13 protein-coding genes are annotated in these 16156 nt (G+C 38.9%); all 13 read left to right on the forward strand.

Annotated features, from left to right (window positions below; all coding sequences use genetic code 11):
* The first annotated feature begins 9 nt into the window (after positions 1 to 9).
* The 13 genes from G630_RS22920 to G630_RS0118905 all read left to right on the forward strand — a co-directional run bounded on the left by G630_RS22920 (position 10) and on the right by G630_RS0118905 (position 16107).
* The gene (locus G630_RS22920) at positions 10 to 825 is read left to right on the forward strand and encodes a glycosyltransferase family 2 protein (protein ID WP_049946311.1); all 816 of its coding nucleotides are present in this window, start codon (positions 10 to 12) and stop codon (positions 823 to 825) included.
* Positions 810 to 1871: a glycosyltransferase family 2 protein gene (locus G630_RS23995; protein WP_026499457.1), complete on the forward strand. Its 1062-nt coding sequence runs from the start codon at positions 810 to 812 to the stop codon at positions 1869 to 1871. The genes G630_RS22920 and G630_RS23995 overlap by 16 nt, the downstream gene beginning before the upstream one ends.
* Complete coding sequence (locus tag G630_RS0118855; protein WP_026499458.1) at positions 1831 to 3249, forward strand: flippase; 1419 nt, start codon at positions 1831 to 1833, stop codon at positions 3247 to 3249. The genes G630_RS23995 and G630_RS0118855 overlap by 41 nt, the downstream gene beginning before the upstream one ends.
* A gap of 91 nt (positions 3250 to 3340) precedes the next feature.
* Positions 3341 to 4678: an O-antigen polymerase gene (locus G630_RS0118860; protein WP_081668061.1), complete on the forward strand. Its 1338-nt coding sequence runs from the start codon at positions 3341 to 3343 to the stop codon at positions 4676 to 4678.
* 597 nt (positions 4679 to 5275) lie between these two features.
* Positions 5276 to 6178, forward strand: a complete 903-nt coding sequence (locus G630_RS0118865; RefSeq protein WP_026499460.1) for an AAA family ATPase — start codon at positions 5276 to 5278, stop codon at positions 6176 to 6178.
* 90 nt (positions 6179 to 6268) lie between these two features.
* On the forward strand, positions 6269 to 6790 hold the full coding sequence (locus G630_RS0118870; protein ID WP_026499461.1) for a cysteine hydrolase family protein: 522 nt from the start codon (positions 6269 to 6271) through the stop codon (positions 6788 to 6790).
* Positions 6791 to 6876: 86 nt separating this feature from the next.
* A complete protein-coding gene (locus G630_RS0118875) occupies positions 6877 to 8028 on the forward strand; it encodes a FecR domain-containing protein (protein ID WP_026499462.1) in 1152 nt (383 codons plus the stop codon).
* 124 nt (positions 8029 to 8152) lie between these two features.
* A complete protein-coding gene (locus G630_RS0118880; RefSeq protein ID WP_026499463.1) occupies positions 8153 to 9478 on the forward strand; it encodes an FxLYD domain-containing protein in 1326 nt (441 codons plus the stop codon).
* Complete coding sequence (locus tag G630_RS22930; protein ID WP_049946312.1) at positions 9475 to 10086, forward strand: VanZ family protein; 612 nt, start codon at positions 9475 to 9477, stop codon at positions 10084 to 10086. The genes G630_RS0118880 and G630_RS22930 overlap by 4 nt, the downstream gene beginning before the upstream one ends.
* 155 nt (positions 10087 to 10241) lie before the next feature.
* On the forward strand, positions 10242 to 11324 hold the full coding sequence (locus G630_RS0118890) for an SGNH/GDSL hydrolase family protein (RefSeq protein WP_026499464.1): 1083 nt from the start codon (positions 10242 to 10244) through the stop codon (positions 11322 to 11324).
* A gap of 3 nt (positions 11325 to 11327) precedes the next feature.
* On the forward strand, positions 11328 to 12317 hold the full coding sequence (locus tag G630_RS0118895; RefSeq protein WP_022760897.1) for a LacI family DNA-binding transcriptional regulator: 990 nt from the start codon (positions 11328 to 11330) through the stop codon (positions 12315 to 12317).
* 257 nt (positions 12318 to 12574) lie between these two features.
* Positions 12575 to 14881, forward strand: a complete 2307-nt coding sequence (locus tag G630_RS0118900) for a glycogen/starch/alpha-glucan phosphorylase (protein WP_196805828.1) — start codon at positions 12575 to 12577, stop codon at positions 14879 to 14881.
* Between the two features lie 101 nt (positions 14882 to 14982).
* Positions 14983 to 16107 (forward strand): hypothetical protein, encoded by a 1125-nt coding sequence (locus tag G630_RS0118905; protein ID WP_026499466.1) that lies wholly within the window; start codon positions 14983 to 14985, stop codon positions 16105 to 16107.
* Positions 16108 to 16156: the final 49 nt, after the last annotated feature.

Here is a 16156-nt window from a genome sequence, read left to right on the forward strand (position 1 = left end):
TAAATACAAATGGAAAAGCCAAAGATTACCATCATAACAATTACATATAATGCAGAAAATACAATTGAAAGAGCAATTAAAAGTGTGCTTGGCCAAAAGTATGAAAATCTAGAGTATATAATAGTTGATGGATTGTCTTCAGACAATACACTTAATATTGTTGAAAAGTATAAAAATCATATTACAAAAATTATTTCGGAACCGGATGAAGGTATAAGCGATGCATTTAATAAAGGAATACTAGCTGCAAGTGGGGATATTATTGGAATTGTAAATGCAGATGATTGGCTAGAAAGTAATGCTTTAGAAATGGTAAGTGAAGCATATGATGCTCAAGTTGACGTATATCGGTTCAATATTTTTTTGATTGACGAAAAAAAAGGTATTAAGGCTATTGAAAGACCGACGTTGTACTTTTCTGTGAAGAAGCCTTTTGTTAATGTGTGTCATCAAGGAACATTTGTCTCGAAGAATGCATATTTAAAGTATGGGATGTATGACATAAAGCTGAAATATAAGATGGATTGGGATATTTTACTTAGATTTTCAAAAGATAATGCGCATATAAAATATATTGATAGGGCTGTGGCATATTATTCATTGGATGGATTGACATTTAGAAGCAGAGATAATAAGACAAAAAATAAGGAGTCAATATATATATTAAAAAAACATGGGGCAAATAACTGTGAAATTGTAGTATATTTTGCTGTTAAGTTGATGAAATATGGTTTAAAAAAAGTTATTCCAATAAATCAAAGGATTAGAATGAAAAAGCTTTTTGGATCAGTTGGTAAAAAGAGCCAAATATGGAAAATATTATGAATTTAAGCATAATTATGCCTGTCTATAATGGAGAAAAATATTTAAGCGAATCTGTCGGTGCTATTTTGAATAATTCAGATGATTCATTTGAACTCATCATAGTAAATGATGGATCGATTGATTCGTCTAAACAAATATGCTTAAATTATGCACTCCATGATAAAAGAGTAGATTTAATTAACCAAGAAAACAAAGGAATATGCTCGGCAAGAAATGCTGGAATTGGAAAGGCTAGAGGACGTTTCATTTTGTTCGTGGATCAGGATGATAGTATTGTACCTGGAGCAATTGATAGGTTATGTCGATATTTAGCAACAAACGATAGTGATATGATAATTGGGGGGAAGACAATACAGTGTTTTGATGTGAAAGGGAGGCTAGTCAATCAGAGATGCATTAGATATAGGGATGGTATTATTACAAAGGATAATATATATAGAAAGATTTTTGATCTTGATTGTGATTTATGCTTAGCTCATATATGGAATTGCGTATATAAAACAGAATTGATAAAGCGATATAAAATTATGTTTTCACCAGAACTCAAGATGGGGCATGAGGATACTTTATTTAATTTATTATATGCAAATAAATGCAATATGATTTCATTAGTATCAGACCATTTATATATATATCGAAGAAGAGATGGACAGAGTGTTTCAATGAAAAAGAACATGAATTATATTAGTGACTTAGATTTTTTTATGTCAACAATGTATGAGTCTTTATCAAAATGTAGTATGGAAAGATATGCATATTTATATGGTCTAAGAATAGGATATAGTTGGTTTTTTGAGAGTATGAGTGATAAAACATGGGATGTGCAATTAAGAGAGATTAAGGCTATAAAAGAAATATGTGATAAGTATAAAAGTCAGTATACTCAGTACAAAGAAATTAATTCAAAAAAAAGAATTTATATTCAAATAATACATAGACTCACAGAAAGAAGAATGTATGTATTTTTGTTGGGAATATTATATATAAAAAAATGGATAGTTAAATATGGAAAACACAGTATCAATAAAAAAGAATTTTGTATATAGCATAGCTAGACAAATAGGAAGATTTCTTTTTCCGATGGTGGCCTTTCCATATGCTTCTAGAATTCTTGGATCTGAAGGATTTGGAAAGTTTAGTTTTTCGCTATCTCTAATAAATATTTTTATCTTGATTGCAAGCCTTGGAAATAGTAATTATGCAATTAGAGAAGGCTCTAGAATAAAAAATGACAAAGATAAGATTAACAGATTAGTGAGCGAGATCTTAATGATGAGTATTCTATCATCATTTATTTCGCTCGCTTTTTTATGCTCTTTTTTTGTTTTTTTTAGGCAGTTGAAAGCATATGAAGCATTAAGCTTTTGTCTATCGCTGATAATTATTTTGAATGGAATAGGTGCTGATTGGGTGAATTATGTTTACGAAAATTTCAAGTATCTTGCGTATAGGAATTTAATATTTCAAATTGTAGCACTGATTGTAATGTTTGCATTTGTAAAAAATCAAAGTAATATTTTGATTTTTTGCTTAGTGTATGTGATTTCAAGTGCAGGCGGTAATATATGTAATATTCTCTATTTAAAAAAACATTTTTTGTTGAGAATAGTGAAACCTAATGATCTATTAAAGCACATAAAGCCAATTATGATATTGTTTGCAGGAAGTATAGCAACTGAGATATATATCAATTCAGATATTATGATGGTAAGATATTTTACAAATGATAATATTGTTGGAGTTTATTCTGCTGTTTCAAAGCTTTATTCTGTGATTAAGCAGATTCTTGGATCTGCTATGTTAGTTATGATGCCAAGAATTTCTTTTGTTATAAATAAAAAAGATTCGCGTTCTTTTAGAGAACTAAGCATAGCCTTTTTTGAGATACTTGTAATCATATCAATTTCGATAAGTATTGGCGCGTATATGCTGGCAGAAGATATTATTCTACTTGTTAGCGGAGCAGAATATATCGGTGGTGCTTCTGCATTTAAAATACTAGCATTAACAATATGCGTAGCATCACTAGCGGGATATTTTGTGAATGTAATTCTTATTCCGAATAGAAAAGATACTATTGTATTTAGAGCGACATTGATTGCCTCAATTGTGAATATAACAATAAACGTGGTACTAATTCCTAGATGTGGGATGGTAGGTGCAGCAATTACAACATTTTTGGCTGAAACTATTGTTGCAGTTTTGGGATTTATAAAATGCAGAAAACTAATAGATATAATAATAGATTGTAGAACAATAAGCCTGATATGCTTTGCTAATATAGGTGTAATTTTTATATGTTATTTTTGCAAATGCTTCAATGGGTGTATATATAGAGTTTTCATGCCAACCTTTATATCGGTGGGGTGGTGTTTGTTGGTTTTTAGAAAGAAAATAAGGGAATTGGCAATCTATTTTGATTAAATAGATTGAAACTGGTTTATTCTCCATATAAAGGAAATACTGAAATAGAAATAAGTCTAGCAAATGAAATTGATTTTTTCGCGAGGGACTAATGGATTATCTAAATGTTTTGGGGATATCGATATTTATACTATTTTGTATAGCATATAAACATAATAATGGTGATTTGTTATGCCCATGCGTGGGGACCTATTTTTTTTGTATGTTATCATCTTTGTTTTCTATAGCAGGAAATATGAAATGGAATAATTATTTTCATATAGATACTTATCTCATTGTGGTTATAGCGCTCATTTGGATAGGTGTGTTAGATTACATTTCGCAGAAAATTGTTTCATTATTCATCGTAAAGAGCAAAACAGAAAAGGTATCTTTTGAACATAAAGTAGATAGAGTAGATCCACCACTTCTAAATGTGCAAATAATAGTTTTTTTATGTATTTTTTTGACCATTGGCTATGCACTGAATATCTATTTTTTGGGTACAACCTCAGCAACCAGGGGAATAGCAGGCTTTATATATAAAGTACGTATTTCTGAGAGGCTGGTGGTAAATCCGATATTTAAGCAAGGTGTAAAATTTGTAATGGCTGCTTCTTATGTAAATGGATTTATTTTTGTTAATAATTCATTATCCTTAAAAAAGAAGAAAATTGACTGGATATATATAGTTCCATGCCTTTGTGGAATGATTTGCTCGGTTTTTACTGGAGTGAGAACTGAAATATTTAGAATCATGTTATCGCTTTTTGTGTATATGTTGATTGGCTATTCTGAAAAAAACAATTGGAAAAAAAGAATAAGTATAATAAATGTTTTAAAAAAGGTGTTGATTCCTGTTTTGGCTTTTTTAATAGTGTTTTATGTTTCTAGATTTTCAATAAAATCTGCTCACTTAGCCGAAAATGAAAAATATGGAATGTTATCATATTTATTCTACTATATAGGATCTCCTTGGATAGCGTTGAATAATAAAATTGTAAGAGGAATACATAGATTTAGAGGTGGCGTTTGGGGAAATCTCACGCTTTCTTCTTTTTGGAACACACTAAGAAATTTAGGAATGGTTAATAATAGAAGAGTTAAATCATCGGCATTCGTTCCTATTGATAGACATTCAAAGGTTTATGGAAATGCAGATACTATTTTTGGAGCACCAACAATCGATTTTGGAATAATGGGAATGCTAATATTGATAACAATAATATATGTGTTATTAGATTTCTTTTATTTTATTAAGATAAAGAATACTTATGGTAGTATAAAAAGGAATAAAGCAATTATAATGTATTCGTTTTTTTATTACATAATCGGTTTATCTTTTTATGCAAATGTTTTGTCACTTATGGTATCTGTATACTATTTTATTACGTTTATAATTATGTTGTTGATATATTCTTTTTATACTAGAACAGCAATAAGAATTTGAGGTTGAGAGTGTTTGTTACCCAATCGATTTGGTAGGTGAAGATTTTTAGGACATCATTATTCCAGATTATTATAAATTAAGAAACGTATAAATCCGTAAATCGCAGCACGAAATAAGGATCATTGCATATCGAACAAATGTGCGATAAAATAACTTGGGTGCTGCCAACAACGGTAGGCGGTTGGCTCTTTGCCGGAGTATATCATTCCGAGAACTCTCAGTATTGGGAGGGATGCGTATGAGAAATTTTGACGGGAGCAAACTTGGTGATAGAAATTGCGATTACTCTTGTGAGTATTGTAGTTACGATAGTAAGTATTATCGTGACGATCATCAGTATTTACAAAGAATCAAAAAAGTAAGCATCAAAAAAGACCGCCACGACTCCAAACGCTGCGGTCTTTTTTGATCTGTAGTAATTAACGGAGCCAACCGTCTATCGGTAGCACCTTTTATATGTATATAATATCATAACGAATTCTTTTTTCAAGCAAATACACAAGTACAACAGATAAAGGAGACAAACTATAGAAAACGCAGCAAGCTCACATTTTGCCGGATAGTAATATTCGAGACTCTTAGTATTGGGGGATACGTATGAGTAAGGAATCGAATGCATTAACAACTGATCAGCAGCGGGCAATGGAAGTCATGAGGACCGGAGCGAACATTTTTCTTTCCGGAATATCGGGAACGGGCAAATCCTTCCTGATAAATAAGTTTATCTCTGAGAGAAGAAACAGCAACATTGTGATTTGTGCGCCTACGGAGAAGAAGGCAACCGCAATCTGCGGAGATACGCTTCAGAGAATATTTGATATTCCGGGCAGAATCATCAAGGTGGGTGAGTATAACCACAACCCGGGAAGCATTCTGAATGATGCAGACATAATAATAATTGATGATATAAACAGCTGCAGGGTGGATGAGTTTGAGTATGTGATTCGGACTCTGCGCGATATTATTAAGAGAAAGAGCCTTGCGGAGAAACCTGATCATTACAATAAGCAGCTGATTCTGATCGGAGATTTCTATCAAAAACCGCCGAAGGTGAATGTTGAGGATAGGTCGGATTTTGTGACCGAATGGGGATATAAGAGAGGTGAGGATCGCTTTGCGTTCAACTCGTCTCTTTGGGATGACCTTTCTCTGGTAAATATCATTTTGAAAACACCTGTTGAAAACAGTAAAACTCCCGATTATATGGAGAGACTAAACAGGATCAGAATGAGCCGGGAGTCGGATGCGACCTTCGATATGCGTGAGACACTTCTTAGAACCACTAAGGCAGTATTCGATTTTTATGTAAAAATCGCGGGCGAAGCGGTGTCAGATCTGTATGAAAGCAGAAAGATAGTTGCACGTGCATATTCCGGATGGAACGATGAGGAAGACAGAAAGGTTCAGGACGAGTGGGCGATGGGAATGGGCCTTGATGAAATAGCAAGAAGACATGGAAGAACTGTCGGAGCGATAAGATCGAGGCTTATGCAGATCTAGAGTTTTATGCTTTTCATGGAATTAAAAAAGTAAAATCTGCTATAATCATAGAGTTGATATCTACTGAATTCTATGGAAGGTGTATGAAAAATGAGAAAAATACTTGTAGTTGTAGACATGCAGAAGGACTTTGTTGATGGGGCGCTCGGAACAAAGGAAGCGGTAAGCATTGTTCCGAAGGTTGTAGAGAAAATTAAAAGCCATGACAAAAATGATGTGATTTTCACAAGGGATACTCATCAGACTGATTATATGCAGACACAGGAGGGGGCGAATCTTCCGGTGGAGCACTGCATAGAAGGAACTCCCGGGTGGGAAATTGATGAGAATATAAAGGCCCTCTCAGAAGGCGCAACAATTGTGGATAAGCCGACCTTTGGAAGCACGAAGCTTGCAGAGATGATAAAGGACATTGCAGCGAAGGAAGATATCGAGATTGAACTTATCGGTTTATGTACTGATATATGCGTGGTTTCAAATGCGCTCATGCTCAAAGCTTTTATGCCGGAAGTACCGATAAGTGTGGATTCATCCTGCTGCGCCGGAGTAACTCCGGATAAGCATGATGCGGCTCTCGAGACAATGAGATCCTGCCAGATAAAGGTGTACTAATTCATAAAAATATTACACTTATTTTATTTCAATTCTTATCAAAATATCGTATTATTTTCATATAGGCCTATGAGAAAGGTGGCGCTATGAGGGGAGAATACGATTATACGATTTATAGAGCAGCTCAGGCGGGCAAGAAATTGCTCGCGATTGCGGTTGCTCTTTTTTTGATTATAAGCTTTTCAGGAGATGCTATAGCTGCTGAAGTGAAGTCCGAGACTGAGAATGCAATAAGACTTACCTCCGGTAAGGGAACAATAACCATTACAGACAGCAGGGGCAAAAAGACAAAAGCCACAACCAAGATGCGACTTGATAACGGCAGCATGGTTACAACATCTTCAAAAAGCTTTGCGACTGTGAAAATCGACAGCACAAAGTACATTAAATTGGACAGCTTATCTAAGGCGGAAGTAAGAAAGAAGGAGGGCAAGGCAGAGGTTCTCCTGGATGCCGGCAATCTTTTCTTTAATGTGACATCAGCGCTTTCGGAAAATGAGATTTTCAATATTCGTACTTCAAATATGGTTATGTCTGTTCGTGGAACCTGCGCACAAGTGGAGATTCTGGATTCGAAGCATACCAGGGTGTCTCTTCTTGAGGGTAGTCTCCACTGTAAGATCACAAGCCTTAAGTCAGGGGAGAGCAAGACAGTGATCCTCCTTGCCGGGCAGGCAGCGGATTTTTATCTTTCGGGAAAAGGTGAGGGTGACTGCAAAATTGTCACAGAGGATGTGAATCCTGATGCTATAAGGGGGTTCGTACTTGAGGAACTCTTAAATGATAAGAGTCTTGCAAACAAGGTATTTCAGCAAAGCGGACTTGATTTCAGGAGCCTAACAAGTGATGTCGTAGAGTCCAGAATCAAAAAGGATCAGAGCACAGCTGTAAATACATCGGCAAAGGCAAAGGTTGACTCTAAAAAAGCTATACAGATGGACTTTTTCAGAGAGCATGAGGAAGGAAAAATACTCTATACCACAGAGGGGGATGTTGTTATAATTCCGGAGCCTGTAAGTGAGGAGCAGATAGCAAAGGAGGCACCTCAGGCAGATCAGGCCTCTGCAGATAATTCATCCGATAATAATAGCGGCAGAGGACGAACTGTGATCAGAGAGATTTCAGCAAAATCGGGTCCGTCAGGTAGTGAGAGCGCACATTACAGAATTATTCCCAGTCCCACAGCAGTAGTTCTGTTTCATGCGTATGAGGGCGTAGGAACCTCCGCCAAGGATTAAATACTTTAGATGTCTCATAGGATATCCTCTCATCTGTCGAGAATCATTCTGGCATTAAAAGATTGAAACAGCCTCGGATGTTTATTACAATAAAATCGGAAGAATTTTTTTTGAGGGGAACATTATGAAATATGCCTTTACTACATTTGCATTAATAGTGACGCTGCTTGGGGGCTTTATTTTCGGCGCATATTATATGTATAGAAAGAACAACCCTCTTCCCGCCCAGCAGGTTAATGAGGCGCCCTCACAGGAGGAGGCCTTGGATAATTCGGCCTACTATGACAGTGACGGAAACTGGATTTTTAAGTACGGCGAGAGTGAGAGCGGCTATGGTGGAAGCGGCGATTCAGTTTCCACAGGCGCTGATGCTTCTGAGAACATCGATTATCGAATCACCGGAACTACCTTTGTCTATGAGGATGATGGTCTTTATTCCGGTTTTCACGCAGTAGTTACTATTGAGAATATTGGTAAGAGTAATCTCTATCTCGGCTCGGAATCGGTGTTTGATATAGAGGACAGAAACCTTGAGGTTGTGGATTCCTATGATTATGTCAGAGCAGTTCCTGATGTCATCGCACCGGGTGAGAAGGGTTATTTCTACGTTCCTTACGGTCAGATAAAAACAAGAGAGGACAGCGTAACCATTGAAGAGGGAGATCTTTCCGGAGATTCACCTGATCCTTCAGAGGCCAACAGTGCTCCCGCAAATGTAAACGGTGAGGATTTTAACGCTATAGATATAGATGAGCTTGAAAAAGCTCTTAAGGAGGAGGGGCTGACCTCTTCTTCAATAAAGGATGTTGAAAAGATAGCAGTAAGCGCAGATAAGCTCATGGCAGCCGCAGATTCTGCCGGAGGAACTACTGTCGATGAAGCTGATCAGAGTAGTGGCGGCACAGAGCTTCTTCCCGCTGATGAGAATGGCGAAGAGATACCGCCTGAGGGACAGGCACCTGATGAAGGAGCACCGGAGGGTACAGAGGAAGTTACCTCCGGCGATGCAGCTATTTCAGAGGACGGTGCAGCTTCTTCAGCAGCTGAGAGCTCATCCAAAGAAGAACAAAAACCAAGTTATCCCGGACTCTCACTTTACAGAGTGCATGAGTACTTTATAATGCCCAACCTTGATGTTAAAAAGTGCGCGAATGATCCTCGCAGCGACTTCGATATAAGTAATATAATGTATGGAAGTAATACAAGCGGCTATTTCACTCTGTCTGCAGATGTTACCAATCTCTCCGACAGAAATGTTGATTATATTCCGGTTACGGTTGTTGCGCTTGATCGCAGGGGTAATGCGATCGCTGTAGGAAAGGATTCCATCACGGATTTTTATACCGGCGCAGTAAGAAGCTTCGGAGTAAGCTATATTCTCACAAGAGAGGAGCGCTCCAACATAGTTCAATGTGTTGTCTATGCAAGGGAAGCAGTTAGCAAGCAATGATAAGCGAATTAATTAGTAATTACGGTACACTCATCAAACAGGTACTATCAGATTTGGTGAGTGTAACTAAATATATGAATATAGGCATAGGGATCGCCCTGATGTACGGGGCGGTCTATTTGTTGTACGTTGTAATATGTAAGCTTTTGGGAAAAGAGAGAAAGCTTACCACCGGACATGCAGTTGCGGTTTTCGCTCTGCTGATTTATTTAACGGCAACTCTTTTCATAGTATTCATGAGCAGAGAACCCGGGCAATATGAGGGTGTAAATCTGGAACTGTGGTCCTCCTGGGGCACGACGACTTTAAAGAGAGCGATGTTTATTGAAAATATCATTATGTTCATTCCGATGGGTATACTGTTGCCGAGTGCTTTTAAGAGGTTGAGGAATCCTTTTGTGTGTGTATTCACCTGCACTGTTCTCTCCATTTTTATTGAGCTGATTCAGTTTGTAAAAGGGCTTGGAATCGCAGAGTTGGACGATGTTGTGACTAATACAGCAGGAGGTGCCATAGGATGGCTTATTTGGGGCATTTTCTGCGTGATGGGGCTGATTGTCACGCGTATTTTCGGGAAAAAAGAGGAAGAAGAGAAAAAGAAAAGCTAAAGAAAAATATTACAAAAACTTGACGAATGTGTAAAATTGGAGTAATATCTCGAACTATGGGGAGCAGTATCGCTCCCTATGTCTGTATTTAAGCACATTTTGCAACCTTTAAACTTGTTTCTCATAGGAATTTCAAGGAGTTTAACAGTATTTTTATGAAAAGAACAGGTAACAGGAACAAAAACGTCAGGAAATTTATCCCGGCAGCACGAATCGTGTTTGCCGCTTCCATACTTCTTATAATAGTACTTCTTGTTCAATTTGGTGCGAAGGCCATTGATGAGAAGAGTGCTATCGAAACTAAACAGGAGACTATCCACGTGCCGGCCGATAATACGGCAAGCGCTGCAGATAGCAGTTCCCTGACCGTGGGAATATTCACCGCTCTCAATGCCAAGGCAGCCGATACCCAGACTATTGTGAAGGAAGGTATTACAGGAAAAGAGATTGAGGAGACAGAAACTCCAAAGGCAGAATCTGAGGAGACAGACGCATCGGATATCGATTATATGGTAACCGACTATGCGATAACCGTTTATGAAAATGTAAAGAATTACTATTCAAATGATCGTGTCAATATCAGATCAGGTGCGGGCATAATGTTTGACAGACTGGATACAATCGCCAGAGATTCAAAGGTAGAAGTTCTCGGAGAGACCGATAACGGATGGTATCAGGTAAAGCATGATGATGAAGTCGGATATATCAAGATGGATTATCTTCAGGAAAAGGAGCCGGGTACCGAGTATATTTTTGCCGGCGATTCCAGAACAGTTCAGATGAGTCAGGCCGTTGATAAGGATGACTACGAATGGATTGCCAAGGTGGGTGAGGGCTTCTCATTTTTCTCTAATGAAGCGGTTCCGAAGATCGATGCTGAGGCAGGAAGCGGAAGCACAATTATCATCAACTATGGCGTAAATGACCTTTACAACGCCGAAAAATATATTAAACTTATAAATAAGAAGGTAGATTCATGGATAGCAGCAGGCGCCACTGTTTACTACGCGGCGGTTACTCCTGTAAGTGATTATCCCACTATCACCAATTCAGATATCGAAGAATTCAACAGTGAGATGAAAAGCGGGCTTGATAGCAGAATCGGATGGCTCGATGGGTATTCATATCTCCAGAATAAGGGATTTTCATCAGGTGATGGCCTTCATTATAATTCAGATACTTATAAGACGCTGTATACATACTATATGAATCAGGTTGCAGCGCAGAAGGAAGCATGATACATGGTATCCATTAAGGATGTGGCAAGAGAAGCGGGAGTTGCCATTTCAACAGTTTCTAAGGTTTTAAATCATTATCCGAACATAAGTGAATCAACTCAGAAGAAGGTTATGGAGGCAGTTGACCATTTAAACTTCGTCCCTAACCAGGTTGCGGCTGCGCTGTCCTCGAAGAGATCGGGAAGGATAGCGCTTCTTTTGAAGTTAAATATGAAGACGCAGGCGATAGATGAGATAGATATGCAGTATATCTCAGGTGCTCTCGCCATGGCTCAGGAGAAAAAGCTCGATGTCATAACTGTGTTTTATTCTGTTATTGCTGAGATGAATTTAGAGGAGATGATCAGATACTTTGCGTCTCAGAGTATCAGCGGAATAGTCATTTTCGGAATGAACAACGATGATAAGGTTCTTCATCAGCTGGTTGATTCACAGAAATTCAAGATAGTTGTGGTGGACGGCGCCAATATAAATGAAAACACATCAGTTGTGGGCGTTGATCATTATCAGGCTCAGTATGATGTAGCTGAGAAGACTATACGCGAGAATAAGTGTAAGAAGATTCTCTACATCGCCGGTATGAGAAACAGTTTCGTTACTGACGAGAAGATAAGAGCAATGGAGGATCTTGCGAAAAAGAAGAAGCTTAAGCTTTTCATCCGCAATGGCGACTTCTCCGAATTAAAGGCGCGAAATCTTACTCTTAAGTATGCAAAGAACAGGGATGTGGTTGTCTGCGGTTCCGACTTGATGGCAATTGGTGCGATGAAAGCCCTTATCGATATGGATATTTTCAGACCGGTCTGCGGTTTCGACGGTATCATTCTGATGGGGTACGTTGGTAAGCAGATGAATACGGTTAAGCAGAATTTCAACAATGTTTCAGCCGAGGCAGTCTGCGAATTGAACCGCCTCCTCAACGGCTCCGCCGGCAGGAAGGTCCGCCTACCTCATACATTAGTTAGACTTAAATATGAAGACATCATCTGTTAAACCTATTGCAGTGCGAAGAAAATAAAAATGATCAGGCTGTGCTTGCACAAAGCTTGATCATTTTTATTTTCTTCATAGGGCGGTAGCCCTACAACGAGGAATCATTGATTCCGAGTCTGCAATAGGTTCTGTTATTCAAAGAATACAACAGTCAAAAAAATTTCGAAAAAATTAATATTGCGGAAAACGTTTTCGCATGATATGATATATTCAGTTTTGGAGAAAACGTTTTCTCCAAAAAGGCGAAAGGAGGAATTATGAGTCAGCACAGTAATTTACAGCAGGACGTTTTAGTAACCAATATGGAGGAGTCACTTAGCGGCATTGCGAACGAGAAGTTCGGCAAGAGCCTTAAAGATTTGAGCGATAAGGAGACCTATGTTGTTCTTCTTGAGTACTCAAATCGTCTTATGGATGTAGCGCAGATTACAGGCGGCGAGAAGAAGATATATTATATTTCAATGGAGTTCCTTATCGGAAAGCTCCTTTCAAATAACCTTATCAACCTCAGAATCTATGATAAGGTAAGCGAGATTCTTGAAAAGAACGGCAAGAGCCTTGCAGCCATCGAGGAGTGCGAGCCCGAGCCTTCACTTGGTAACGGCGGTCTCGGAAGACTTGCAGCATGTTTCCTTGATTCAATTGCAACCCTGGGACTTTCAGGAGAGGGTATCGGCCTTAACTACCACTATGGTCTCTTTAAGCAGGTGTTCAAGGACAACCTTCAGACTGCAGAGAAGGATGCGTGGATTGAGAATGAATCCTGGCTTGAGAAGACAGACACTACATTCGAGGTTGCTTTTGGCAAAAAGAAAGTAGTTTCAAGACTCTACAACATGAATGTTGTCGGCTATGACACAGGTGTTAACAAACTCAGACTTTTTGATGTTGAGACAGTTGACGAGAGCCTTGTAAAGAAGGGCATCACTTTTGATAAGGAAGAGATCGAGAAGAATCTCACACTTTTCCTCTATCCCGATGATTCTGATGAGGCAGGTAACCTCCTTAGAATTTATCAGGAGTACTTCCTTGTAAGTAATGCAGCTCAGCTCATCCTGAAGGAGCAGAAGGAGCATCAGTATGACCTTCGCGAGCTCAATAAGCATGCAGTTATCCAGATCAACGATACGCACCCCACAATGATTATTCCCGAACTCATCAGAATTCTTGTTGAGGATAAGGCATTTTCAATGGATGATGCCATCGATGTTGTATCTAAGACCTGCGCTTATACAAACCATACAATCCTCGCAGAGGCACTTGAGACATGGCCTCTTAAGTATATTGAGAAGGCTGTTCCGCAGCTCGTTCCTTACATTAAGGAGCTTGATAAGAGAATCCGTGCTAAGGTTAAGGATCCTGCAGTTCAGATCATTGACAAGGATAAGAAGGTACACATGGCATTTATTGACATCCACTACGGTTTCTCCGTAAATGGTGTTGCTGCCATCCACACTGAGATTCTGAAAAACTCAGAGCTTAACGATTTTTACAAGCTTTATCCTGAGAAGTTCAATAACAAGACAAACGGCGTAACCTTCAGAAGATGGCTTATGTCCTGTAACCATCCTCTTACTGAGTTCATCTCTGATAAGATCGGTGACGGATTCAAGAAGGATGCTGATAAGCTTGAGGATCTCCTTAAGTTCATCGATGATCAGGAAACTCTGGATAAGCTTGATGCCATCAAGCACCAGAAGAAGGAAGAACTTGCTGCTTACCTTAAGAAGAAGGAGAATGTTGAGGTTGATCCTAACTCCATCTTCGACATTCAGGTTAAGAGACTTCATGAGTACAAGCGTCAGCAGATGAATGCCCTTTACATCATCCACAAGTATCTGGAGATCAAGGGCGGCAAGAAGCCCGCGCGTCCCATCACATTCATTTTTGGTGCGAAGGCTGCTCCCGCTTATGTAATTGCGCAGGATATTATTCACCTGCTTCTCTGCCTTCAGGAGATCGTTAACAATGATCCCGATGTAAAGGATTACATGAAGGTTGTTATGGTAGAGAACTATAACGTAAGCTATGCTGAGAAGCTTATCCCCGCTTGTGATGTATCCGAGCAGATCTCACTTGCAAGTAAGGAAGCTTCAGGAACAGGTAACATGAAGTTCATGCTTAACGGTGCAGTTACTCTTGGAACTGATGACGGTGCAAACGTAGAAATCCACAATCTCGTAGGTGATGATAACATTTACATCTTCGGTATCAGTGCAGATGAAGTTATCACTCATTACAAGAAGGCAGACTACGTTTCCAAGGATTACTACAAGAAGAGCAAGGTCATCAAGGAAGCAGTTGACTTCATCACATCCAAGCAGTGCCTTGCAGTGGGACACAAGGAGAACTTGAAGCGTCTCCAGGATGAGCTCCTTAAGAAGGACTGGTTCATGACTCTTATCGATCTCGAGGATTATATCCGTGAAAAGGATTTGATTTTCGCAGACTACGAGAACCGTGATAAGTGGAAGAGAATGATGCTTACCAACATTGCAAAGGCCGGCTTCTTCTCATCAGACAGAACAATTGAAGAGTATAACAGAGACATCTGGAAACTTTAATAATCACCCCGCCTCAAAAGCTTGAGGCGGGATTTTTTTAGGGAAAATGTGATAAAATAGAGCAATGTGCAAGGGAACATAAGATTAGGAGGAATTTGGGTTTGAAAAAAAGTTTTGCTAAAAGTATTATTACTCGTTCACTTTCAATATTGATGGCGGCCATGATTTTATTGATGGCGCCCATCACGTCTTACGCAGAGGGCTCCGATCCTGTTTATGATTCCATGACGCTTCGCTCCGAATCGATGAGTGATTTCATGATCAAGGCGAATAGATATTACGGACACATTCTTAGTGATACTTCATCCCCTGAATCAAAGAGAGTGCTCTCAATGGGGGCGGTTTATGTGACGAGCGGGGAGACACTTCCTGAGAAGTTCACGGTTTATCTGGGTAAAATAAAACTCTTTGCATATTCGCTTTCCAAAAGAAAATGGATTGTCATCGACTCACAGCCATATCCCAGTGGAATTCGAGTTTATACTCTTCCGTGGAAAAATTCCAAGTCTAAAAAATGTAACAGCATAACCTATACTGACAGCTATGCGAAGGTAGATCTTACTGCGGATGAGATGAAGAACTGCGTGCTGCACTTTTGGGGAAAAACGGCATCGATTGATAAGTCGGATTACCTCTTCTATGCATGCGGCTTTGAATTCTGGACTGATGAAGCTGCTGCAGGCAAATTCACGGCAACCAGCGGAATTGATACCAAGAATGCATCGGGTTCGCAGACTGTAACCCAGCTCTACTCATCACGCGGACTTACGACGCAGACTTATAAGAGAATCCAGTGGGGACACACTGTTCCTAACGACGTTTATTCGAAATACAAAACCTCTACGCTTAATGCTCTTTTCGAAAACGGACAGCTTGAACCCGGACTTTATACGGGAACAGAGCCCAAGGGGACGGTACCTGTCGATCCCTATATGAAAAAGACAAAGCTAAACGATGTCATCACCGGAAAATCGACACTAAAGCTCAAATGGAAAAAAGTGAAATCCGGAATCGATGGCTATGAAATTCAGTTCAGCACTAACAAGAAATTCAGAAACAAAGTGGGTTCGATTTTTATAGATAAACCGAATGCCACGGCCAAGAAATATAAGCACATAAAATATGGTAAGAAATTCTACCTGCGCATGCGTACTTACAAAAATGTTGGAAGGCAGAAAGTTTATTCCAAGTGGAGCAAAAAAGTAGGGGTAAAATTAAAGAAATGACAACAAAATCAGGTGGCCTCTGCTTATCATAAACAATATTAGAAATTTT

It is taken from the genome of Butyrivibrio sp. WCD2001 (assembly GCF_000424485.1).
GTDB lineage: Bacteria > Bacillota > Clostridia > Lachnospirales > Lachnospiraceae > Butyrivibrio.